The organism is Pseudomonas sp. XWY-1 (genome assembly GCF_002953115.1).
In the GTDB taxonomy this organism is placed as follows: Bacteria; Pseudomonadota; Gammaproteobacteria; order Pseudomonadales; family Pseudomonadaceae; genus Aquipseudomonas; species Aquipseudomonas alloputida.
Map to the genome: position 1 here is coordinate 995,829 of NZ_CP026332.1, position 23,010 is coordinate 1,018,838.

A 23,010-nucleotide genomic window follows, 5' to 3' on the forward strand; every position below is an offset into this window, starting at 1 on the left:
TGGCGTTTTGCGCGATGTTTCTAGGTAGGGGAAAGCGTAGGACGCACCCTGTTGGTGCGTAAGAAATGTCTGAAAATCGTGACAACGACGCAGTCACCCGTAGGAGCGGGTTTACCCGCGAACACGGGCGAAGCCCGTGCCTCCACCACCGTGTCTTGCTCGCGGGCTCCCACAGATGATGCGTGGACGCCTTATGGCATCTGCACTTCGATCAGGCCATCGGCATTCATGCTCACTTCACTGGTGCCTGCCTCGATATCTGGCGCCGGTGCCGCTTCATCAGCCCCCATCGCCTTCATCGCCATCGGCGCGCTACGCAAGTACGGGCGCGGGTAGCCGCTGCTGTTGAGATTCAGGCTCACCACTTTGTAGCCCTTGCCACCCAGCGCCTCGGTCGCCAGTTGCGCGCGTGCCTTGAAGGCATCGACCGCATCCTTGAGCAGAGCATCCTCGCTGGCCTTGCGCGTGGCCGGGGCGATGGAGAAGTCCATGCCAGCCATTTTCAGCTCTTGCAACAAATCGGCGGTAAGCTGGGACAAGGCCGGGAAGTTGGCGCTTTCAAGGCGCAGTTCGGCGCGCTCGCGCCAGCCGGTAATTTTCTGGCCCTTGCTGTCATACACCGGGTAGCTGTTGCGGCTGCCTTGGCTGATCTTCACGTCCTTGACCTGGCGCGACTGCTGCACGGCCTTGTTCATGGTTTCGGTAATCTGCTTGGCGAGCTTGCCCGGGTCGCTGTTCTGCGCTTCGCTGTACAGGGTCACGACCATCAGGTCGCGCGCCACTTCCTTGCTGACTTCGGCACGCAGCGATACCTGGTTGAAACGCGGTTCATCGGCAGCCAGTGCCGGCAGGCTGGCGAGCAGGCCGCAAGACATGATCAGGGCGGCGCCGCGACGTGGGATTTGCATGTGGTACTCCTTGGCATTTGAAGGCGTGGGGGCTGGTCATCCATTCCACGCATGGCCCATAGGACCGGCAACAGTGTAGTGGGTTCAAAAGTGCCATCATGAACCTGTGACAAAGTGTGGCGCTTTGCCGCATCGCTGCAGCGAGGCGCCCGGCTTCGGTATACTCCAGCCGATTTTTCTGGAGCACTCATCAGGAGAGCTCATGCTCGCCGCCGTACAACCGTTGTCCGCTACCCGCCAGAACCTCTGGCGCCTGACCGTCATTCGGGTCCTGGTCCTGGCTGCCCAGGCCGGCTCGGTGGGCGTTGCCTACTGGACCGAACTGCTGCCATTGCCCTGGCTGTCACTGGCCGGCACCTTGGCCTTGTCTTCGTTGCTGTGTGCCTTCACGGCCCTGCGCCTGCGGCTGTCGCTGCCCGTCACCGAAATGGAGTACGCCCTGCAGCTGGCCTGTGACCTGCTGATCCACAGTGCCTTGCTGTATTACTCCGGCGGCTCGACCAACCCGTTCGTGTCGTATTACCTGGTGCCGCTGGCGATCGCTGCGGTGACCTTGCCGTGGCTGTATTCGCTGATCCTGTCGGGCATTGCGCTGACGGCCTACAGTTTGCTGCTGGTGCAGTTCTACCCGCTCGAAGGGCTGCCGATGGCGCGGGACAAGATGCAGGTCTACGGCATGTGGCTGAGCATTGCCCTGGCGGCGGCTGTGATCACTTTCTTTGCCGCGCGCATGGCCGAAGAGCTGCGCCGCCAGGAGCAGCTGCGTTCAGAGCGGCGTGAAGAAAGCCTGCGCGACGAGCAACTGCTGGCTGTGGCTACCCAGGCTGCCGGTGCCGCCCATGAACTGGGTACACCGCTGGCGACCATGAGCGTGCTGATCAACGAAATGCGCCAGGACCACACCGACCCGCTGTTGCAGGAGGACCTGCAAATCCTCCAGGACCAGGTAAAGCTGTGCAAAGAGACCTTGCAACAGCTGGTGCGCGCAGCCGAAGCCAATCGACGCCTGGCCATCGTGGAGCAGGATGTGACCGCCTGGCTGGACGAGGCGCTCAACCGCTGGCACCTGATGCGCCCGGAAGCCAGCTACCGCTTCCAGCGCCTGCGCGACGGCAAGGTGCCGCGGCTGGCGCCGCCGCCAGACCTGACCCAGGCGTTACTGAATCTGTTGAACAATGCCGCCGATGCCTGCCCTGATGATCTGGAGGTTCGCCTGGACTGGGACGCCCAGGACATCGTCATCAGTATCCACGACCATGGTCCTGGTGTACCGCCAGCCATTGCCGAAGCCATTGGCAAACCTTTTATTACCACCAAGGGCAAAGGCTTCGGCCTGGGCCTGTTCTTGAGCAAGGCCAGCGTGACCCGTGCGGGCGGCTCGGTGAAACTCTATAGTCATGAACAGGGTGGCACCCTGACCGAACTGCGCCTGCCCTATGGCAAGCGAGGAGATGAATGATGAGCGAAGAAAACCAGGTCGAAAGCGAAGAGCTGCCGCACCTGCTGCTGGTGGATGACGATGCCACCTTCACCCGGGTCATGGCCCGGGCCATGAGCCGTCGCGGTTTCCGTGTGAGCACTGCCAGTTCTGCCGAAGAAGGCTTGATTCTGGCCCAGCAGGACCTGCCGGACTACGCCACGCTGGACCTGAAGATGGATGGCGACTCCGGCCTGGTGCTGCTGCCCAAGCTGCTGGAACTGGACCCGGAAATGCGCGTGGTGATCCTGACCGGTTACTCGAGCATTGCCACCGCAGTGGAGGCGGTCAAGCGCGGTGCCTGCAACTACCTGTGCAAGCCGGCTGACGCCGATGACGTGTTGGCAGCACTGCTGTCGGAGCACACCGACCTGGATACCCTGGTGCCGGAAAACCCGATGTCGGTCGATCGCCTGCAGTGGGAACACATCCAGCGCGTGCTGAACGAGCATGAAGGCAATATCTCGGCCACCGCGCGGGCGCTGGGCATGCACCGACGGACGTTGCAGCGCAAGTTGCAGAAGCGGCCGGTTCGGCGCTGATTCCTTATCGATGATGTTGGCCTGTTCGCGGGGGAATCCGCTCCTGCAACTGTGAGCGCGGGCTTGCCCGCGAAGGGCTGCACAGCAGCCCCAATCAAGGCGAGCTCGATGAAGGTACTGTTGGTCATCCTTGCGCTGGTTGCAGGTAGCGCCAAAGCTGAAGACTGGCCTGACCCGCAGTGGCAGAACGACCCTGCCACCCTCGACTGGCAGGCCGTCGACGCCTACGCCTTTCCTGCACGCTCCCCCTCGGAGCGCAACGGCATCCGCACGGACGCTCTGCTGATCATCCGCGACGGGCGTATCCTCCACGAGCGCTACACCGCGCCCACCCGCGCCGCCACCGCGCACCTGACCTGGTCGGTAAGCAAGAGCATACTGGCCACGGTAATGGGCGTAGCCCAGGGCGAAGGCCGCTTCCAGCTGCAAGACCCGGTCAGCCGCTTCTATCCCCCCATGCGCGCCCACCCAGGCGTGCGCGTGGCCGACCTGCTGCACTGGGCCAGTGGCCTCGAGTGGCAGGAAGACTACGAATACGCGCCGCTGAAGTCCTCGGTGGTGGCCATGCTGTATACCCGGGGCCGCGCAGACATGGCCGCCTACGCGGCGGCGCGGGGTGCCGCCGCCAGCCCCGGTCAGCGATTCCTCTACTCCAGCGGCGACAGTAACCTGCTGGCCGCCGCGCTGCGTGGCATGCTCGATGCCGGGCAGTACCCCGACTACCCCTGGCACGCACTGTTCACCCCGTTGGGTATCGGCAGTGCGGTGTGGGAGCGTGACCGGGCAGGCACCTACGTAGGCTCTTCCTATCTCTACCTCAGTGCCCGCGATTTGGCCCGTATTGGCCTGCTGATGCAGCGCGACGGGCGCTGGCAGGGCCGACAATTGCTGCCCAAAGCCTGGGTAGCCTTCAACCGCACCCCGTTTGCCCAGGCCCAGGCGCTGCCTGGCGAGGCCATCCCGGGCGGCCACTGGTGGCTCAACCAGCCGCTGGCTGGCGCCGAACGGCCTTGGCCCAGTGCACCCGCAGACACCTTCGCCGCCCTTGGCCACTGGGGGCAGGCGTTATATGTGGTGCCTGAGCAAAAGCTGGTGATCGTGCGCTACGCCGATGACCGTGACAGCAGCTATCGACACGACGAATTGCTCAAGCGGGTGCTGGCGGTACTGGCCGGGGAGGGGGCATGAAGCGGTTATTGCTGCTGGCGCTGGCAGGGCTCCTGTACTGGGCCTGGCAGGAACGCCAGGCGCTGGCGGACTTCCCCGGCATACTCTCGGCCTACTCGGCCAAGGAATACTGCTCCTGCCGCTTTGTCATGGGCTTTGACAAGGTGTACTGCCAAGGGTACGTGAAGCAGTGGCTGCCACTGAGCCTGCTGGAGGAAAACAGCCAGCAGCAGCGAGTCACCGCTGAAGGCCTGGGGCGGCGCAGCCAGGCGGCTTGGCAAGGCGCGCGTGAGGGCTGCCGCTTGCTGCCATGAATGCAGGCGGGTAAGGTTGGCGGCCTGGTTTCACGAGATCTGTCATGTTCAAGTTGCCCCGTCTGCTGCCTGCCTTATTGCTGGCTCTGTGCCTGCCCGCTCATGCCAATTGGCACCTGGATGGCGAATCTTCACGGCTGTCGTTCATCACCGGCAAGAACGGCGACACCGCCGAAGTGCATCGTTTTCTGGTGCTGCACGGCACGGTCGACCGCAAGGGTGTGGCCGGGTTGAGGATCGAGATGGACTCGGTAAGCAGCGGTATTCCGCTGCGTGACGAGCAAATGCGCGACAACCTGTTCGAGGTCGAGCGCTTCGCCGAGGCTACAGTGAAGACGCAGATCGACCTGCAGCCGATCAATGATCTGGCCGACGGTGCACAGATCGAATTGCGCCTGCCGCTGACGGTCACCCTGCATGGCCAGTCGCACAGCTACAATGTCCTGTTGCTGGCCACCCGCCTGGATGCGCGGCGCTTTCAGGTGGTGACCCTTGAGCCTCTGGTGCTGCGCGCCGAAGATTTTGGCTTGGTGCCGGGGCTGGAAAGCCTGCGCAAGTTCGCCAGGTTGAAGTCCATCAACCCGTCGGTACCGGTTAGCGCGGTGCTGATCTTCACTGCGCGCTGACATGGCGGGGCCAGTCTTCCCCTGGCGGGATGGCAATCAGTTCGAACTGCTTATCGACGGCCCTGCGTTCTTTCCGCGCATGCTCCTGGCGATCATGCGTGCCGAGTTCCAGGTTGACCTGGAGCTGTACCTGGTCGAGGCCGGTGCCTGTGCCGAGGCGGTGGTCGACGCGCTGGAGCAGGCTGCCCGGCGTGGCGTGCGGGTGCGGTGCCTGTTCGATGACTACGGTTCATTGGCCTTCAACAGCGCGTTGCGTCAGCGCCTGCTGGACGCCGGCGTGTACTTGCGCTGGTATAACCGCCTGCGCTGGAAGCGTGGCCTGCGTAACCTCTACCGTGATCATCGCAAATTGCTACTGGTTGACGAACGTTGGGCAGTGGTGGGGGGGACGGGCGTTACCGACGAGTTCTGGACGCCGGGTGAGGCGACCAGCGAATGGCACGAAGTGATGGTGCAGATGCAGGGGCCGGTGGTGAGCGACTGGCAGTTGCTGTTCGACCGTCAGTGGCAAGCCAACAACCGCCGCACCGCCTGGCGCCCTGCTGAAGGCTTTGGCCTGCCGCGTCTGCCCAAGGTGCCTGCGCAGGGGCAGGGCATGGGCCGGGTCGCTTATGCCGACGCCCGCCAGCACCAGGACATCCTGCACGCGCTGGTACGGGCACTGAACAGCGGCCAGAAACGGGTGTGGCTGGCCACGCCGTACTTCTTGCCGACCTGGAGCGTGCGCCGGTCGTTGCGCCGGGCTGCCAGCAAGGGCCTGGACGTGCGTCTGTTGTTGACCGGCCCGCGTACCGATCACCCCTCGGTACGCTACGCCGGGCATCGTTACTACCCGCGTCTGTTGCGCGCGGGCGTACGGATTTTCGAGTACCAGCCGTGCTTCCTGCACCTGAAGATGGCTGTGGTAGACGACTGGGTCAGCGTCGGTTCGTGCAACTTCGACCACTGGAACTTGCGCTTCAACCTTGAAGCCAACATCGAAGCGCTCGACCCGCCGTTGACAGCGGCGGTGGTGGCCAGCTTCGAGCGCGACTTCGCCCAGAGCGAAGAAGTCGACCTCGCCCACTGGCATGCTCGCCCTTTGTGGCGCAGGGTGAAGCAACGGATCTGGGGCTGGCTCGATCGGCTGGTGGTCAACTTCCTCGACCGCCGTGACTGACAGCGGCTATCGTGCAGTGACTATTCACAGTTAACCGAAGGAGTGGGCGAGATGACGGCGAAGAAAATTCTCATGCTGGTGGGCGACTACGTCGAAGATTACGAAGCGATGGTGCCGTTCCAGGCCTTGAGCATGGTGGGCCACACGGTGCATGCGGTGTGCCCGGAAAAGCTGGCGGGGCAGACCGTGCGTACCGCGATTCATGACTTCGAGGGTGAGCAGACCTACAGCGAAAAGCCTGGGCACAATTTTGCCCTGAATTATGATTTCGTGCGGGTGCGGCCTGAGAGTTATGACGCGCTGCTGATCCCGGGTGGCCGGGCGCCGGAGTACCTGCGCCTGAATGAAAAGGTGTTGGACCTGGTGCGGGCGTTCGACCAGGCCGGCAAGCCGATTGCGGCGGTCTGCCATGGGGCCCAGCTGCTGGCGGCGGCAGGGGTGCTGGAGGGGCGTGAGTGCAGCGCGTACCCGGCATGTGCGCCAGAAGTGCGCCTGGCGGGTGGCACGTTCATCGACATCGCGGTGGACCAGGCGCATGTGGATGGCAACCTGGTGACCGCACCGGCATGGCCCGCGCACCCGGCCTGGCTGGCGGCGTTCCTGCAAGTGCTGGGCACGCGTATTGTCTGACAGGCTTGATTGAGTTGGCAGCGGGTTGCTTCAGGCAACCTGCTCCACCCAGTCATTGAGGTTGTAGTAGTTGGTGACCCGGGCAATCTTGCCACAGTGAATATAGAAGAACGCCCCTGCCGGCAGCACATAGGTCTGGCCGTTTGCTGTCGGCAACCCTTCGTCATCGGCCAGGTATTGGCCATGCACGGTGAACTCCGCCGCCGCGCGGCTGCCATCGGCGTTCTGCATCACCACGATGTCGGCCAGGCGCTCGCGGTAGCAGCGGTTCATCTTTTCCATGAACGCGGCGAACCTGGCCTTGCCCATCTGGCGCTCACCCTGGTTGATGTCGTGGATCACGTCTTCGCTGAGCAGCGCCAGAAACGCCTGCATGTCACCCGCGTTGAAGGCGGCGTAGTAAGCATTTACCAGTTCGGTTGCGGTCATGGAACATTTCCTGTCGTGTAGGGAAAAGGCGGGTCGTTAACTCGGATGATAGGGTTTCCCCTCAAGCCCGGCTTAGCCGAGCGCGTCATCCACATCGACAAAACGACCGCCAAACATGGAAATACGCCTGTTGCACGGTGCCGCTATCGCGCCTTACATCGATGACCTCGCTCGCCTGCGCCTTACTGTGTTCCGCGAGTTCCCCTACCTCTACGACGGCACCCCGGAGTACGAGGCCGACTACCTGGCCAACTATGCCCGCTCCGGGCGCAGCCTGGTTGTGCTGGCGCTGGACGACGGCAAGGTGGTCGGCGCCTCTACCGGCCTGCCGCTGGTGGATGTCGCGCCCGAATTCCAGCAGCCATTCCTGGCCCAGGGGCGCGACCCAGCCAGTGTGTACTACTTCGGTGAGTCGCTGGTGTTGCCGGCATACCGCGGACAGGGCCTGGGGGTTCGCTTCTTCATCGAGCGCGAGTCCTACGCACACAAACTGGCCGAGTTCGATTACTGCGCGTTCTGCGCGGTCGAGCGCCCCGGTGCGCACCCGCGCCGGCCAGCCGAGTACAAACCCCTGCACGGCTTCTGGCGCAACCGCGGCTTCCTGCACGACCCATCGCTGCGTACCAACTACGCCTGGCGCGATCTGGACGAGCAGGAAAGCTCCGACAAGCTGATGTCGTTCTGGCTCAAGGCACTGCCGGTATGATCCGCCTGGCAGCCTGCCAGTACGCCATCGAGCTGCACGAAACCTGGGACGCCTACGCCGACCACCTGCAAGGCCTGTGCGCCGAAGCGGTGGAGGCGGGGGCACACTTGCTGCTACTGCCGGAGTACGCCGGGCTGGTGCTGAGCGGCCAGCTGAATGCCGGGCAGCGGGAAGACCTGAAGGCTTCGATTGCCGGTATCCAGCCGCTGATCGAACCTTGGAAAGCGTTGTGCGAGAGCCTTGCCCGACGCTGGGGGATCTACCTGCAACCGGGCAGTGTGCCGGTGCTGGACAACGATGGGCGCTACCGCAACCGTGCCTGGCTGTTCGGCCCCCAAGGTGTGCTGGGTTATCAGGACAAACTGATGATGACCCGCTTCGAGCGCGAGCAGTGGGACATCGCTGCAGGCCAGGGGCTGCAGGTGTTCGAAACCGAACTGGGGCGCTTGGGCATCCTGATCTGCTACGACAACGAGTTCCCGATGCTGGCCCGCCGCCTGGCCGAGTGTGGTGCCGACCTGATCCTGGCGCCAAGTTGTACCGATACCGAAGCCGGTTACCACCGGGTGCGTATTGGCGCCCAGGCGCGCGCCCTGGAGAACCAGATTGCCGTGTTGCAGAGCCCGACGGTGGGGGTGGCGCCCTGGTCGCCGGCATTGGACGAGAATATCGGCCGGGCAGGCTTGTTCGTACCGCCGGATCACGGGATGCCGGGGGATGGGGTGGTGGCGTTGAGCGAGCAGCTGAACCCGGACTGCAGCCAGTGGCTGGTGTGTGAGGTAGATTTGGAGGAAGTGCGGCGGGTGAGGCGGGAAGGGCAGGTGTTTACCTGGCGGGACTGGCCGGAGCAGTTCGAGAGAGTCCTGTGATGACTGTGGCGGCCTCTTCGCGGGCAAGCCCGCTCCCACAGTCAAATGCGTAGCCTTCTGGCTTGCGCTGTACGTGTGGGAGCGGGCTTGCCCGCGAAGCAGCCGCCGCAGTTACATCAGGTTACTTCACTTCGACGGCCAGGCTTTCGGCAATCTTGCTCTGCCACAGGGCAGGGCCAGTGATGTGTACCGACTCACCGTTGCTGTCCACGGCGACGGTCACCGGCATGTCCTTGACCTCGAACTCGTAGATCGCTTCCATGCCCAGCTCGGCGAAGGCCAGTACCTTCGACTTGCGGATGGCCTGGGCGACCAGGTAGGCAGCGCCGCCAACGGCCATCAGGTACACGGCCTTGTTGTCCTTGATCGCCTCGATGGCGGTCGGGCCACGCTCGGACTTGCCGATCATGCCCAGCAGGCCAGTCTGCTCGAGGATCTGGCGAGTGAACTTGTCCATACGGGTAGCAGTGGTCGGGCCGGCTGGGCCTACCACTTCGTCACCCACCGGGTCGACCGGGCCGACGTAGTAGATGAAGCGGCCTTTCAGGTCTACCGGCAACTCTTCGCCACGGTTGAGCATTTCAACCATGCGCTTGTGCGCGGCATCGCGGCCGGTCAGCATCTTGCCGTTGAGCAGGATGGTTTCACCCGGCTTCCAGCTGGCCACTTCTTCCGGGGTGATGTCGTCGAGGTTGACGCGACGGGCGCTCGGGCCGGCTTCCCAGACGATTTCCGGGTAGGCGTCCAGCGACGGCGCTTCCAGTTCTGCCGGGCCGGTGCCATCGAGCACGAAGTGGGCGTGGCGGGTAGCAGCGCAGTTGGGGATCATGCACACCGGCAAGGACGCGGCGTGGGTCGGGTAGTCCATGATCTTGACGTCGAGCACGGTGGTCAGGCCACCCAGGCCCTGGGCGCCGATGCCCAGCTGGTTGACCTTGTCGAACAGCTCCAGGCGGATTTCTTCCAGGCGGTTCTGTGGGCCACGGGCTTTCAGTTCGTGAATGTCGATGGACTCCATCAACACTTCCTTGGCCATGACCGCGGCCTTCTCGGCGGTACCGCCGATGCCGATGCCGAGCATGCCAGGCGGGCACCAGCCAGCACCCATGGTCGGCACGGTCTTCAGTACCCAGTCGACGATCGAGTCGGACGGGTTGAGCATGGCCATCTTCGACTTGTTTTCCGAGCCGCCGCCCTTGGCTGCGACATCGACTTCCACCTTGTCGCCGGGGACGATGGAGTAGTGGATCACTGCCGGGGTGTTGTCCTTGGTGTTCTTGCGGGCACCGGCCGGGTCGGCCAGGATCGAAGCGCGCAGGACGTTTTCGGGCAGGTTGTAGGCGCGACGCACACCTTCGTTGATCATGTCGTCGACGCTCATGGTGGCGCCATCCCAGCGCACGTCCATGCCCACGCGGATGAACACGGTGACGATACCGGTGTCCTGGCAGATTGGACGATGGCCGGTGGCGCACATGCGCGAGTTGATCAGGATCTGGGCGATGGAATCGCGTGCAGCAGGCGATTCCTCACGCAGATAGGCCTCGTGCATGGCCTGGATGAAATCGACGGGGTGGTAGTACGAGATGAATTGCAGGGCGTCGGCGACGCTCTGAATCAGGTCGTCTTGCTTGATCACGGTCATGCAGCGCGCTCCTCTTAAAGACGGGAACATTCAAAAAGACGCTCGACATAGCCGACCAGCACGTCGAAGCGCCTTGCAAGGCGCCGGCAGGTCAGGCCGACGGAAAAAGGCGCGGCAGTATAGCGCGCATCCGTGCCCGGCACACCTGCGGCCGGTCTGGACCATGGTCGGCAGCGCGCAGGCATCTATTTTGCTGGTGTGCTCTGCTTGGCTTACAGTGAGCCTTGGACAGCAGGAGATGTACCGAACATGCCCGAAATTTGCGTGGGCGAGCGCCGCTGGCTGGTGCCCATTGGCAGCAACCTGCTCGATGCCCTCAACGAGGCGGGGCTGAATGTGCCTTACAGTTGCCGCGCTGGCAGTTGCCACGCCTGCCTGGTGCGCTGCCTGGAAGGGCAACCGGCAGACGCTTTGCCCGAGGCGTTGGCGTTGGAGAAACACGCCCAGGGCTGGCGCCTGGCCTGCCAGTGCCGGGTGGTCGAGGACCTGCGTGTGGCGCTATACGACCCCCTGCTGGGCGGTGTCCCGGCGCAGGTCTGTGCGTTGGACTGGTTTGCCGATGTGTTGCGCCTGCGGTTGCGCCCCGATCGGGTGGTGCGTTACCAGGCGGGGCAGCACGTGGTGCTGTGGCTAGGCGCGGTTGCTCGGCCTTATTCCTTGGCCAGCCTGCCGGGCCAGGATGATTTTCTCGAGTTTCATATCGATTGCCAGCGGCCTGGTGCCTTTTGCGACAAGGCGCGTGGTCTGCAGGTCGGCGATGAGATGCGTTTGGGGGAGTTCAGAGGCGGAGCCCTTCATTACGACCCTGATTGGCAGGAGCGGCCGCTGTGGTTGCTGGCTGCGGGAACCGGGCTGGCGCCGCTCTGGGGTATCTTGCGCGAAGCGTTGCGCCGGGGGCATCGGGGCGAAATCCGGGTGGTGCATGTGGCGCGGGATCCGGCTGGGCACTATCTGGCGGAGAAGCTGCTGAAGCTGCCAGGGGTCAGTGTCGAGCTGGTGCTGGTGGAGCATGTGGATGAAGCGTTGGCCGGGATGCGGCTGTTGTCGCGACAGACGGTGGCGCTGCTGTGTGGGGCACCGGGGAGTGTCGAGCGGTTTGCCCGACGCATGTTCATGGCAGGGGTACCGCGGGGACAGGTGTTTGCTGATGTGTTCGTCGAGCATGCCTGAGTAGCATTTGAAGTGCGAAGGGCCGCAAAGCGGCCCCTCTTTCATGCGGCGCTGCGCTCGGCGACGGGCACCTCGGCCAGCCCCCGCCGATAGAGAACCAGGTAATACGACCCCAATCCGATCAACCAGCAGAACACTGCCGTCCACACATTGTGCGACAGGAAGTGCGCCCCCTGCATCATCCTGCCCACCGACAGTATCGACCCTGCTGTCAAGGCCACTACAAACGCCACCCGCGCCAGGCGCGGCTTGCGATCACGCAGCATGAAGAACAAGGCGAACAGGCAGAAACCCGTCGCTGCATGCCCGCCCGGCCAGCACAGCCCAGGCTTGTCGGTAGGCGGCCGTGGTTCCAGCAGCTTGCTGTAGGTTTCGGTGCCGCCAAACTGGGTCAGGCTCCAGGGGCACTGCACCTGGGTGACTTTTTTCAGCGGCGTGACAAACGCCGTGGACAAGCCCAGTGCCAGCGCCAGGCAGCCCAGTTCACGGCGCCAGCCAAACAGGCGCTTCCAGAAAAAGCTCGCGGCAAAGGTCAGCAGCGATATCACCCCCAACAGGATCACCACTTGCTTGACCCGGTCATGCAGGATGTTTTCCAACAGGTAACTGTGGCGGCCAATGAACTGCCCGGCAGCGGGGTCGAAGAACAGGTTGGCGACATCCATGTCGACTGAAGTCAGCTCCAGCAGGATCAAGGCCAGCGCAGTCGCCAGGGGAATTCCCAGGTACAGCCAGTAGTTGATCGGGCGAGGGCGGGTGCGTTGCTGCATGACGGCTCCAGGGCGCGAAAAAGATCGGGCATTGTCGACCGCCCGCTATCCTGTGTCCGTGAAGGATCAGTGAAAAAACCGTCAAGTGCGGTGAATTTTCCCCAGGGCTGGCACCGTGCAGGCATAGGCCTTAAGCTGCGCCTGCCGCGCACCACAGCGAGAAGCGCCGCACAGGAGAAACCGATGCGCATTCTTTTGGTTGAAGACAACCGCGATATCCTGGCCAACCTGGCCGATTACCTGGGCATGAAAGGCTACACCGTCGACTGTGCCCAGGATGGCCTGTCCGGGCTGCATCTGGCCGCCACCGAACACTATGACCTGATCGTACTCGACATCATGCTGCCAGGCATCGATGGCTACACCCTGTGCAAGCGCCTGCGCGAAGATGCCCGCCGTGACACGCCGGTGATCATGCTCACTGCCCGTGACCAGCTGGACGACCGCCTGCAGGGCTTCCGCTCGGGTGCTGACGACTACCTGCTCAAGCCATTTGCCCTGTCGGAGCTGGCGGCGCGCATCGAAGCGGTGCTGCGCCGTGCCCAGGGCGGTGGGCGGCGCACCCTGCAGGTGGCTGACCTGAGCTACGACCTCGATACCCTGGAGGTTACCCGCCAGGGTCGCCTGTTGAAGCTCAACCCGGTCGGCCTCAAGCTGCTGGCGGTACTGATGCAGAAAAGCCCGCACGTACTGCGCCGCGAGGTGCTGGAAGAAGCCTTGTGGGGCGACGACTGCCCCGATAGCGACAGCCTGCGCAGCCATGTGCATCAACTGCGCCAGGTGATCGACAAACCGTTTGAAAAACCGTTGCTGCATACCGTCCATGGCGTCGGCTATCGCCTCGCCGAGGGCCGCGATGGAGTTTAAGCAAAGCCTTGCCCAGCGCATCATCATCGCCTTTGCCCTGATGAGCGCGCTGGTGGCCGGGGCCTTCGCATTCGGTATCGTCGGCACGGTGCACCTGGTCGAAGAGCGACTGATTTCCTCGGTACTGGGCGGTGACCTGCAGCGCCTGCTGCGTATGGACAGCGTCAGTGACTGGAGTCATCGGCCTCGCCCAGATCAGCTGTTCTATTTCAGCGGCGGGCGTGACGACTTCGAGCTGCCCAAGGACCTGCGTCACCTCGACCGCGGTTTCCACGAGGTGTTCCGAGACCAGCTGTCCTACCACGCCATGGTCGAGATCGTCGATGGTCGCCGTTATGTACTGCTGCAGGACCAGAGCGACTTCGAGGAGCGCGAGCGCGTACTGTTTGCCGTGGTTGTGGTGGGCTTCGTGCTCAGCCTGGTGCTGGCGGTCATCCTTGGCTGGCTGGTTGCACGTCGGGTAATGGCACCGGTCATCCGCCTGGCGCGTCAGGTGCGCCACCGCGATCAACTACTGGGCCTGGCCCCGCCGCTGGCTCCGGATTATGCGGCAGACGAAGTCGGCCAGCTTGCAGTGGCTTTCGACGATACCCTGGGCCGGCTGCGTGATGCGCTGACCCGCGAGCGGCTGTTCACCAGCGACGTCAGCCACGAGCTGCGCACGCCGTTGATGGTGTTGGCTACCTCGTGTGAGCTTCTGATGGAAAACCCTGGCCTCGATGCCCGCGCGCGTAGCCAGGTGGAGCGCGTGGCGCGGGCCACCGAAGAGATGCGCGAGCTGGTCAAGACCTTCCTCATGTTGGCCCGCGCGCAGCGTGATGAGGGGGCAGTGGCGTCACGGGCGACCCTGCGCGAAGTGGCCGACGAGCTCATCGGGGTGTGGCGCGACACCATCGAACAGAAAGGCCTCACCCTGTATTTCGATGGCCGCGTGAGCGCTAGCCCTGTGCTGTACAACGCCACCTTCCTGCAGTCGGTGATGGGCAACCTGCTGCGCAATGCGGCGCACTACACCGACAGTGGGTATATCCGCCTGAGTCTGGAAGCCAACGGTTTCAGCGTAGAGGACAGTGGCGTGGGTATCCCCGAAGAGCAGCGTGAGGCCATGTTCAGACCGTTCGTGCGGGGCGATGAACGGCGTGGCGAGGGGCTTGGGCTGGGGCTTTCGCTGGTGCAGCGGATCTGCGACGACCAAGGTTGGCGTGTCACCCTGACATCCACCTTGCCGCATGGCTGCCGCTTCCAGGTGGACCTGAGCAACACCGCGGCCAAAGGCGACCCGGACGCCCTGGTCGAGTAATGTCTTGTATCAGGTCAACTGGTGCCCAACGTTTTTTTCACATTGGCATGACCTGATTCCAACGCTTGCATGACTAGTGTGGGCGCAATGGAGTCAGGAGATGCCCAATGCGTAGCCCCATCAAGCTTGAATTTTCCGAGAAGTACGACAAAGACCATGCGCGCGAGTACTTTCTCAAGCACCAGGACGGCCTGGCGCGACGCCTTTCCCACAAGCGAGATGAGCAGTTGGCGCGCCGCGCCTTGGCATTGGCGGGCGAGCCTGGCCTGGTACTCGACCTGCCATGCGGAGCGGGCCGTTTCTGGCCGCTGTTGGCGGAAAAGCCCAATCGGGTAATCATCGGTGCCGACAACTCCGAGGCCATGATCGAGACAGCCTGTGCGGCGCAACCGCCAGAAGTTGTGGCACGGGTACGGCCTTTGCAGACTTCTGCATTTGCCATCGACCTGCCAGATAACGCGGTGGACAGCATTTTCTGCATGCGCCTGTTCCATCACATTGGCGAGTCGGCGCACAGAAAGACCATTCTTTCGGAATTTCAACGGGTTAGCCGTGATAGTGTGATCCTTTCCCTGTGGGTGGATGGCAACTTCAAGGCCTGGCGGCGGAAAAAGCTGGAGCAACGCCGTAGCGCCAAGGCCGAGCAGGATAATTACCAGAACCGTTTCGTGTTACCTGCCGAAACGGTCGAAGAAGAATTCAGGGCCGCCGGCTTCAGAATCCAGGAACGCCTCGACTTCCTGCCGTTCTATGCCATGTGGCGGGTCTATGTATTGCGTAAGGGGTAGTGTTTGATGGCTGTAGCCCATAAAGGGGAAGCGCAGTTCGATTTTTACTGGCGCCAGCAAGGCGAGTGGGTCGAGGAGCCTAACCAGCGCCGCGGCGGCGAGAGTGGCGTGCAACGCCTCAACGATGCCGATGGCAAGCTGTTGTATGCCAAACGCCAGGTCGGGCATATCTACCGCAGCCTGCTGCACCCTTTTGGTCGGCCGACCGTGTTGCGTGAACTCGATGCACTGAACAGTTTCGAGCAGTTGGGCGTGCGTGTACCGCGCATCGTCTTCTGTGGCGCGCAGCGCGATGCCGAGCACCAGTGGCGCGCGCTGCTGGTCAGCGAAGCGCTGGACGGTTTTGTCGAACTCGACACCTGGCATGCCGAAGGTGCCCGCGAGCGTTACCCGCAGGTGGTGCATGAGCGCATGCTCAAGGACCTGGCGGACAACCTGGCGCGGATGCACCTGGGGCACTGGCAGCACGGCTGCCTGTATGGCAAGCACGTATTCATCAAGGTAATTGGCGAAGGCGAGCAGGCCCGCGTCGAAGTGGCGCTGCTGGACCTGGAAAAGTGCAGGCGGCGTATCAGCTGCCAGCGGGCGGCCGGCAATGACTTGCGTCAGCTACGCCGCCATTCGTCGCTCAATGACGCGGAATGGCGGACGCTGCTCTACTTTTACAAGATGGCGTTTGGCAGCGCTGTCAAAGGGTTAGAGTAATGAAACTAGAAATTGCTCGAGCTTTGTTCCTGGTAGCTGGCCTGGCGGTGACCACCGTGGCGGTGGCTGCCTGGGAAGAGCCGAGGCCAACCGTGTTCAGCAAGGCTGAGATGGCAGACCAGTGCGCGTTGCCGCGGGATGCAAAACCGCAGCAGCAGGCCCGAAGCGAGCCGGACCAGGACCTTTTGCTGTTCCTGTTTGGCCTGCGTCAAGGGTTGCGGCCACAGGGATGAACCTGCGTTAGCTGGAAAAGCCAGAGGCCTCGCGATTGCGGGGCCTTTGGTTTTTTGCGTCTGCCTTGCCGGCCTCTTCGCGGGCAAGCCCGCCCCAAGGTCGGTTCAAGCGATTGCAGGTGCCTTGGCGCTCGCCTTGTGCGCCAGCAGGGTGTAGATGCACGGCAACACAAACAAGGTAAACAGCGTGCCAATCGACATCCCGGTGGCAATCACCATACCGATGTCAAACCGGCTGACCGCTCCCGCCCCGCTTGCCAGAATCAGCGGCACCATGCCGAACACCATAGCCGCAGTGGTCATCAGCACCGGCCGCAGGCGAATGGCCGCTGCTTCCTCGATCGCTTCGCGCACACTCAGGCCACGCTCATCGCGTAGCTGATTGGCGAACTCGACGATCAGGATACCGTGCTTGCTGATAAGCCCGATCAATGTCACCAGCCCGACCTGGGTGTAGATGTTCATGCTCGACACGCCCAGGAACAGCGGCAAAAGCGCGCCACAGATCGACAACGGCACTGTCACCAGAATCACCAACGGGTCGCGGAAGCTTTCGAACTGTGCAGCCAGCACGAGGAAAATGATCGCCAGCGCCAGGCCGAAGGTGACCCACAATGCGCTTCCTTCCTGTACATACTGGCGGGCCGCGCCGGCGTAGTCGAAGGCAAAGCCTTCCGGGGCTTCTTCGCGAGCGATTTCCTGCACGGTCTTCAGCGCCTCGCCCAGGCTGACCATGGGCACGCCCTGGATGATCGCAGCGTTCAGTTGCTGAAACTGGTTGAGCTGGCGTGGGCGAGCGCGGTCGGTGAGGGTGATCAGGGTCGACAGCGGCAGCAACTGGCCCTGGTCGTTCTTCACGTAGTAGTTGTTCAGCCAGCCGGGGTTGTCGCGGTAAGGCCGTTCAACCTGGGCGATCACCTTGTAACTGCGGCCTTCAAGGGTGAAACGGTTGATTTCCGCTTCGCCCAGCAGGGTCGCCAGGGTGCCGCCGAGGGTGTCCATCGACACCCCCATCTGCGCCGCCTTTGCCCGGTCGATGTCCACCACCACTTCAGGTTTGTCGAAGGCAAGATCGATATCGAGGAAGGCGAACTTGCCCGATTCCTGAGCGCGCATCTTGATGCGCTGGGCCACGTCCAGCAGTGCCGGGTAGTCGCCAGCGGTATTGATCACGAACTGGAATGGCAAGCCCTCGCCAGTGCCGGGTAACGAAGGCAGGTTGAAGCCGAAGATCTGCAGCCCGCTGATTTCCTCGAGTTTGGCCTGCACCAGCGGCAGTAGCTCCATCTGTGTGCGTTCGCGCTCGTTCCAGGGCTTGAGCAAAAAACCACCGATACCGGTCTGTACGCCGTTGAAGCCGTTGATCTGAAACGACGAGTAATACTCGGGGAAGGCCTTGAACAGCGGTGTGAACTGGTCGGTGTAGGCGTTGAGGTAGTCGAGGTTGGCCGGTTGAGGCGAGCTGCTCATCATGAAGATCACCCCCTGGTCCTCGTTGGGCGCCAGTTCGTTCTGGGTGAATTTGAGCAGCACCGGGATCAGGCACAGGATGATCAGGGCAAACACCAGCACCACCGGCCGGCTGTCGAGGGTGGCGTGCAGCACACGCTGGTAGCGCCCTTTCAGGCGTTCGAACAGCTGATCGAGGCGGTGGGCCAGGCCGCTCGGGTTCTGCTCCCGGCGCAGCAGCAGGGCGCACATCATCGGTGACAGGGTCAGGGCAACGATACCGGAAATGATCACCGCCCCGGCCAGCGTCAGGGCAAACTCCTTGAACAGCGCGCCGGTGAGCCCGGTGAGGAAGCCGATCGGTGCATACACGGCGGCAAGGGTGATGGTCATGGACACCACTGGCATGGCAATTTCGCGCGCGCCTTCCAGGGCTGCGTCGAACGGCGACTTGCCTTCTTCCATGTGCCGGTGAATGTTTTCCACCACCACAATGGCATCGTCCACCACCAGGCCGATGGCCAGCACCATGGCGAGCAGGGTCAGCAGGTTGAGCGAGTAGCCCATCATCTGCATGAAGAACAGTACACCGATCATCGACAGCGGTATGGTCACCACCGGAATCAGTACCGAGCGCAGGGCACCGAGGAACAGGAACACCACCACGATGACGATCAGCACCGCTTCGCCCAAGGTCTTGATCACTTCGTCGATCGAGGCCTGGATGAACCGCGTGGCGTCGTAGGCAATCGATACGTTCAGTGACGAGGGCAGCTGGCTTTCCAGCTCAGGCATGATGCGCCGCACTTCCTTGATGACATCCAGCGGGTTGGCGGCCGGGGTGGCCTTGATGCCGATATAGACCGACGGGGTGCCGTCGAACGAGCTGACCGTGTCGTAGTTTTCTGCGCCCATCTCGACCCGCGCCACATCGCCCAGCAGCACGCGGCTGTCACCGCTGGTCTTTAGCGGCAGGGCGGCGAATGCCTCGGCCGACTTCAGCTCGGTGCTGGCGTTGACGCTGGTGACCACGTATTCGCCTTTCACCTCGCCAGCGGCGGAAAGGAAGTTGTAGCGGCGTACGGCATTAGTCACGTCGGTAGCCGAAAGGCCGAAACCAGCCAGCTTCACCGGGTCCAGCCAAAGGCGCATGGCGAACACCTGGTTGCCGAGGATCTCCGCCTCGGCCATGCCCGGCAGAGTGGCCAGCTTGGGCTGGATAACCCGTGACAGGTAGTCGGTGATTTGCGGGTTGCTCATTTCCTTGCTGTAGAAGCTGACGTACATCAGCGCCGAGGCGTCGGCAGCTTCCTTGCTTAGTACCGGGTCTTCGGAGTCCTGGGGTAGCTTGTTTCGCACCTCATTGGCCTTGGCCAGCAGCTCGGTGAACAGCCGGTCGCTGTCGGCGCCAATGCGCGCGTAAATGGAAATGATCGAGAAATTCTGCCGGCTCACCGAGGTCATGTAGTCGATGCCTTCGGCGCTGGCCAGGCTTTGCTGCAATGGCTGGGTGATATAACCCTGAATGGTTTCGGCGTTGGCCCCGGGGTAGGCGGTGGTGACCGTGATCAGGGCGTTTTCCATTTGCGGGTACTGGCGGATCTGCAGCTTGTTCCAGGCCTGGAAGCCGAGCAGCAGAATCAGCAGGCTGACCACGCTGGCCAGCACCGGGCGGCGGATGAACGGGTCGGTGAACGCCATGTCAGCCTCCTGAGTCCTTGGCCGCTGCGCCCGGTTCGGGCTTGAGGGCGTTGTCCTGGCCAATGCGTATTGCGGCACCGGGTGTGAGTTTCAGCTGCCCGGCGGTGACCACCTGTTCCCCGGCCTGCAGGCCTTCGCTGACTACAACCACGCCGTCTCGGCGCTCGCCAGTCTTTACCGTGCGCTGTTCGGCGACCAGCTGGGGTTGGCCCTTGTCGTCGTATTCCGGCTTGCCGTCCTTGTCCTTTTTCGGTGAGGCGACATACACCGAGTTGCCATACAGGGTGTAGGTAATGGCGCTTTCCGGCACCACCACTTGCGGCTGCGGGTTGGGCAGCAGGATCAACAGGCTGGCGAACATGCCTGGCAGCAGTTTGCCGTCGGGGTTGGCCATGGTGGCGCGTACCAGCAGGTTGCGCGTGGTTTCCTCGACCTTGGGGTTGATGGCGCTGAGGCTGCCGGGGAAGCGCTGACCCGGGTAGGCGGCCACTTGCACCAGCACCTGCTGGCCCAGGCTCAGGTGTGGCAGCGCCTGTTCCGGCACGTTGAAGTCTACGTACAGGCTGGAGGTGTCTTGCAGGGTGGCGATCACAGTGCCGGCGGCCAGGTACTGGCCGATGTCCACCTGACGGATGCCGATGGTGCCGCTGAAAGGTGCATTGATGCGTTTCTTGATCTTCTGCGCCTTAAGCTGCTCGACCACCGCCTGGTTGCGCCGGTACTGGGAGGAAAGGCGGTCGAACTCGCCGCGGGAGATGGCCGAATCACCAACCAGCTGGCTGCCACGGCCGAAGTCGACCTTGGCCAGGCCCAGGTCGGCCAGGGCGGTACCGAGCAGGGCTGTTTCCTGATCGTCGTTGAGCTGCAAGAGCAGTTGCCCGGCCTTGACCTGCTGGCCTGAGTCGAAGTGCAGGGATTTGACGATGCCTTCCACCTCCAGGCTCAGATCCACGCCCTGCAGCGCCTTGAGGCTGCCGACAGCGGGCAGGCGCTCTTGCCACGGGCGCTGTTCAGCCATGGCAGCCGCCACGGTGATAGGGGGCTTGGGGGCAGTGAACATCTGGATCTGCTGGTAGATCGAGAAGGCTTTGTAACCCCCCAGGGCCAGCACGATCAGCAGAACCACGGCCAACATGATGAGCATGCGGCGGCGCAGCATAGGTCCGGTTCCTTGGATGCAGTTGTTATTCGCTTCTACACGACAACGGGCGATCCTGCCCACGTGTGGATGGGGGAAGTATTGACTGTTTTTCCGGAGGTGGGGGGGTGAAATGCCTGTGCCGGCCTTTTCGCGGCTAAAGCCGCTCCTACAGGGACTGTGTAGAACCCTGTGGGATCGGCTTTAGCTGCGAGAAGGCCAGTGAGTGCAACAGAACAATCAGACGAGATGCAGGTGGTTGTCCCAGAAGCCGGACGGCAGGTTCATCGGTTGCCCGACCAGTTCGGCCTTGCGGCAATCGTAGAACCGGCAGCGGCCCTGCCCGGAGGTGACGACAAAGCCGTCCTTCACCGCGCCAACGCCTGCGCAGTCGGGCATCGGGGCATCCAGCCGCACAGCGCCGCTGTCCAGGTCCCAGATGAACAGGCGGTTGGCCCGCGGTGCCGTCAGCGCCACCAGCCGCAGCTCGCTGTGGATGGCAACGCTTGCGGTGTATTGGGCCATGGCTTGCAGTTGCCGCTCCGGTACCGGGAAGGCCTTGAATGGCTCGCCCGGGCGCTTGATCGCCAGCAGCTCGGCAGTTTCATCGGCATCGCCCATGAACTGCTGGCAGGCGGCGATGGTGCCATCGCTGGCCACTGCCAGGTGTCGCACGCTGTTCATCTGCTGGGCCAGGGTTTCCTTGCTCAACAGGGTGCCGTCGCGCTGCATCAGCACCAGGCTCGGTTGCATGGCGTCGAGGTTCATCTCGACACGGCTTTCGGCCTCGGTACGGATACCGCCGTTGGCCACGACCAGCGTTTCACCGTCAGGCAGCCAGGCAACCTCGTGCGGGCCGATACCGTGGGTCGGGATTTCACCGGTGTGCACCAGGCGTTCGCCTTCGAAACGGTACACGCCAAGCACGCCGCGCCCTGGGTCGGTGGTGTCGTTCTCGGTGGCATACAGCCATTCGCCGCCTTTGTGCACGACGGCGTGGCCATAGAAGTGCCGGTTCGGCTGCGAGGCTACCGTTTGCAGCAGGCGCCCGTCACGCAGGTCGATCAGGTAGCTTTCGGTACCTGGGCGGCGGGCGACGAACAGAGCGATTGGCTGCTCGGGGTGGTGGATGATGGCATGGCAACGCTGAGCGACCTGCGTGCTGAACACCTGTGTACCGTCCAGGCGAAAACCTACGGCATAGTGCTGGCCGTCGCCGTTGTCACGCGCCGAGAGCAGCAAGGGTTCGCTGCCTTTGCTGCGGAACAGGCTCCAGCCGCCCAAGGTGAGGGCACTGAGCAATACGCTACCGAGTTTGAGTGCCTGGCGTCGCAGCATGATCAGTCACCGTCGTTGGCATTGAAGCCCAGCTGGATGTTCAGCGCCTTGGCCAGATCGCCTTCGTGCAGGCGGTGGACGACGTTCAAGCTGTCGTAGATCTGGTTGAGGGTTTGCTGACCGGCGTCGTCGGCCAGCAGCTCACCCAGCGTTTTCTGGTTGTCGGCCAGCAACTTGAGCGAGGTAGCGTAGGCGGCGTCGATCTTGTCCGCCAGCGCTTTCTGATCGCTGGGCAACAGGCCGCGCAGGCCCTGGTTGTCTACCCCGACCCAGACGGCTTCGGCGGCCTTGAGGCTGGCCTGCAGGCTGTTCATCGAGTTGTGGCTGCGCCAGGCCTCGGCCTGCAGCGGCTGCGGGATGCCCTTGCTCTGACGGCCCATCGGTGCGCCGAGCTTCTTCTTCAGGGTGTCCAGGGCGGTCACCTGGGCGCGCAGCAGATCGGCGATAGCCTCATGGGAGTCGGCATAGCGCTGGTTGGGGAACTTGGTCATCTGCGAAAGCATGCCGTCGGTGCTGTTCCAGCCTTTGAGAATCTCCTCTGCCAAGGCCTTCTGGTGCGCGCCGATGGCCACCAGCAGCGGGCAGTAGCGGGCTTTCTGTTCGGCCGTGGCGATGTCCGGCTTGCTGTCGAACAGGATGTACTCATACGCCGACAGGCCACGCACCACCACGCTGGACTTGCCCAAGACCTCAGCATCAACTGGCTTGTCGCCGTTGACCAGTTGCTCGACCTGACGGCCGACCAGGTTTTTCTTGTCGGGCCAGAATTGTACCTGCCAGGCGCGGTTGCCTTCGGCCAACGGGCCGACCAGCAGCGGTTGCAGCTCGGCCCAGGCTTTTTGTGCGTTGAGGAAGTCGGCGCGGGCTTTGTCCAGGCTTTCCTTGCCTTCGCAGTAGGCCAGGGCGCTGGCAGCCAGCGTACGGTCGGCTTCGACCCAGCGGCTGTAGGTAGGCAGGATCACCTGGTTGGCGATGGCGGCGGAGGTCACTGCTTGCGGGTCTTGTGGCGAGCAGGCACCGAGGGCGAGTGCGGCGAGGCTGGTGAACAACAGTTTGGGTCGGAACATGCCCGGCTCCTT

Annotated in this window: 23 protein-coding genes; 15 read left to right on the forward strand and 8 right to left on the reverse strand. The window is 63.1% G+C overall.

The annotated features are described in order from the left end of the window. Positions 1 to 191 precede the first annotated feature (191 nt). Positions 192 to 908 carry an SIMPL domain-containing protein gene (locus PRJ_RS04710; RefSeq protein ID WP_003255248.1) on the reverse strand — a complete coding sequence of 239 codons (717 nt, stop codon included), beginning with the start codon at positions 906 to 908 and terminating at the stop codon, positions 192 to 194. A gap of 202 nt (positions 909 to 1,110) precedes the next feature. Here PRJ_RS04710 and PRJ_RS04715 point away from each other — a divergent pair, with 202 nt between their 5' ends. From PRJ_RS04715 to PRJ_RS04745, 7 genes are all read left to right on the forward strand, one after another. Then, entirely contained in the window at positions 1,111 to 2,367 is a 1,257-nt protein-coding gene (locus PRJ_RS04715) for an ATP-binding protein (RefSeq protein ID WP_014589781.1), read from the forward strand. Continuing rightward, entirely contained in the window at positions 2,367 to 2,927 is a 561-nt protein-coding gene (locus PRJ_RS04720) for a response regulator transcription factor (RefSeq protein WP_003255244.1), read from the forward strand. Before PRJ_RS04715 ends, PRJ_RS04720 begins: the two co-directional genes overlap by 1 nt. A 108-nt stretch (positions 2,928 to 3,035) precedes the next feature. Then, a complete protein-coding gene (locus PRJ_RS04725) occupies positions 3,036 to 4,115 on the forward strand; it encodes a serine hydrolase (protein WP_104960834.1) in 1,080 nt (359 codons plus the stop codon). Then, positions 4,112 to 4,408, forward strand: a complete 297-nt coding sequence (locus PRJ_RS04730; RefSeq protein ID WP_010952096.1) for a hypothetical protein — start codon at positions 4,112 to 4,114, stop codon at positions 4,406 to 4,408. Before PRJ_RS04725 ends, PRJ_RS04730 begins: the two co-directional genes overlap by 4 nt. A gap of 44 nt (positions 4,409 to 4,452) precedes the next feature. Further along, positions 4,453 to 5,034, forward strand: a complete 582-nt coding sequence (locus PRJ_RS04735) for a YceI family protein (RefSeq protein WP_104960835.1) — start codon at positions 4,453 to 4,455, stop codon at positions 5,032 to 5,034. A 1-nt stretch (position 5,035) separates the two neighbouring features. Further along, positions 5,036 to 6,193 carry a phosphatidylserine/phosphatidylglycerophosphate/cardiolipin synthase family protein gene (locus PRJ_RS04740; protein ID WP_104886652.1) on the forward strand — a complete coding sequence of 386 codons (1,158 nt, stop codon included), beginning with the start codon at positions 5,036 to 5,038 and terminating at the stop codon, positions 6,191 to 6,193. Positions 6,194 to 6,244: 51 nt separating this feature from the next. Then, a complete protein-coding gene (locus PRJ_RS04745; protein ID WP_003255238.1) occupies positions 6,245 to 6,823 on the forward strand; it encodes a DJ-1/PfpI family protein in 579 nt (192 codons plus the stop codon). 30 nt (positions 6,824 to 6,853) lie between these two features. On the opposite strand, the gene PRJ_RS04750 is transcribed toward PRJ_RS04745, so the two are convergent. Next, on the reverse strand, positions 6,854 to 7,252 hold the full coding sequence (locus tag PRJ_RS04750) for a nuclear transport factor 2 family protein (RefSeq protein WP_064492390.1): 399 nt from the start codon (positions 7,250 to 7,252) through the stop codon (positions 6,854 to 6,856). 115 nt (positions 7,253 to 7,367) lie between these two features. Between PRJ_RS04750 and PRJ_RS04755 the strand changes: the two genes are divergently transcribed. Continuing rightward, complete coding sequence (locus tag PRJ_RS04755) at positions 7,368 to 7,958, forward strand: GNAT family N-acetyltransferase (RefSeq protein WP_104960836.1); 591 nt, start codon at positions 7,368 to 7,370, stop codon at positions 7,956 to 7,958. Next, positions 7,955 to 8,827, forward strand: coding sequence for a carbon-nitrogen hydrolase family protein (locus PRJ_RS04760; protein WP_104960837.1), 873 nt, complete (start codon positions 7,955 to 7,957; stop codon positions 8,825 to 8,827). Before PRJ_RS04755 ends, PRJ_RS04760 begins: the two co-directional genes overlap by 4 nt. A 121-nt stretch (positions 8,828 to 8,948) precedes the next feature. Here the strand turns inward: PRJ_RS04760 and PRJ_RS04765 are convergent, their stop codons facing one another. Continuing rightward, positions 8,949 to 10,472, reverse strand: a complete 1,524-nt coding sequence (locus PRJ_RS04765) for a fumarate hydratase (RefSeq protein WP_003255232.1) — start codon at positions 10,470 to 10,472, stop codon at positions 8,949 to 8,951. 249 nt (positions 10,473 to 10,721) lie between these two features. Here PRJ_RS04765 and PRJ_RS04770 point away from each other — a divergent pair, with 249 nt between their 5' ends. Further along, the gene (locus PRJ_RS04770) at positions 10,722 to 11,642 is read left to right on the forward strand and encodes an iron-sulfur-binding ferredoxin reductase (RefSeq protein ID WP_104960838.1); all 921 of its coding nucleotides are present in this window, start codon (positions 10,722 to 10,724) and stop codon (positions 11,640 to 11,642) included. A gap of 41 nt (positions 11,643 to 11,683) precedes the next feature. Here the strand turns inward: PRJ_RS04770 and PRJ_RS04775 are convergent, their stop codons facing one another. Further along, entirely contained in the window at positions 11,684 to 12,412 is a 729-nt protein-coding gene (locus PRJ_RS04775; protein ID WP_104960839.1) for a phosphatase PAP2 family protein, read from the reverse strand. 183 nt (positions 12,413 to 12,595) lie between these two features. Here PRJ_RS04775 and colR point away from each other — a divergent pair, with 183 nt between their 5' ends. From colR to PRJ_RS04800, 5 genes are all read left to right on the forward strand, one after another. Further along, complete coding sequence (gene colR, locus PRJ_RS04780; RefSeq protein ID WP_003255215.1) at positions 12,596 to 13,279, forward strand: two-component system response regulator ColR; 684 nt, start codon at positions 12,596 to 12,598, stop codon at positions 13,277 to 13,279. Beyond that, positions 13,269 to 14,579, forward strand: coding sequence for a HAMP domain-containing sensor histidine kinase (locus tag PRJ_RS04785; protein ID WP_064492394.1), 1,311 nt, complete (start codon positions 13,269 to 13,271; stop codon positions 14,577 to 14,579). Before colR ends, PRJ_RS04785 begins: the two co-directional genes overlap by 11 nt. Before the next feature lie 107 nt (positions 14,580 to 14,686). Further along, the gene (locus tag PRJ_RS04790; RefSeq protein ID WP_010952107.1) at positions 14,687 to 15,367 is read left to right on the forward strand and encodes a class I SAM-dependent methyltransferase; all 681 of its coding nucleotides are present in this window, start codon (positions 14,687 to 14,689) and stop codon (positions 15,365 to 15,367) included. A 6-nt stretch (positions 15,368 to 15,373) separates the two neighbouring features. Beyond that, positions 15,374 to 16,072, forward strand: a complete 699-nt coding sequence (locus tag PRJ_RS04795; RefSeq protein ID WP_049586448.1) for a lipopolysaccharide kinase InaA family protein — start codon at positions 15,374 to 15,376, stop codon at positions 16,070 to 16,072. Continuing rightward, a complete protein-coding gene (locus tag PRJ_RS04800) occupies positions 16,072 to 16,305 on the forward strand; it encodes a hypothetical protein (RefSeq protein WP_047603320.1) in 234 nt (77 codons plus the stop codon). Before PRJ_RS04795 ends, PRJ_RS04800 begins: the two co-directional genes overlap by 1 nt. A gap of 105 nt (positions 16,306 to 16,410) precedes the next feature. Here the strand turns inward: PRJ_RS04800 and PRJ_RS04805 are convergent, their stop codons facing one another. From PRJ_RS04805 to PRJ_RS04820, 4 genes are all read right to left on the reverse strand, one after another. Beyond that, entirely contained in the window at positions 16,411 to 19,455 is a 3,045-nt protein-coding gene (locus PRJ_RS04805; RefSeq protein ID WP_104960840.1) for a multidrug efflux RND transporter permease subunit, read from the reverse strand. Between the two features lies 1 nt (position 19,456). Continuing rightward, positions 19,457 to 20,614 (reverse strand): efflux RND transporter periplasmic adaptor subunit, encoded by a 1,158-nt coding sequence (locus PRJ_RS04810; RefSeq protein WP_064492396.1) that lies wholly within the window; start codon positions 20,612 to 20,614, stop codon positions 19,457 to 19,459. 219 nt (positions 20,615 to 20,833) lie between these two features. Beyond that, the gene (locus PRJ_RS04815; RefSeq protein WP_020192044.1) at positions 20,834 to 21,931 is read right to left on the reverse strand and encodes a DUF1513 domain-containing protein; all 1,098 of its coding nucleotides are present in this window, start codon (positions 21,929 to 21,931) and stop codon (positions 20,834 to 20,836) included. 2 nt (positions 21,932 to 21,933) lie between these two features. Further along, entirely contained in the window at positions 21,934 to 22,998 is a 1,065-nt protein-coding gene (locus PRJ_RS04820; RefSeq protein WP_104960841.1) for an imelysin family protein, read from the reverse strand. Between the last annotated feature and the right edge of the window lie 12 nt (positions 22,999 to 23,010).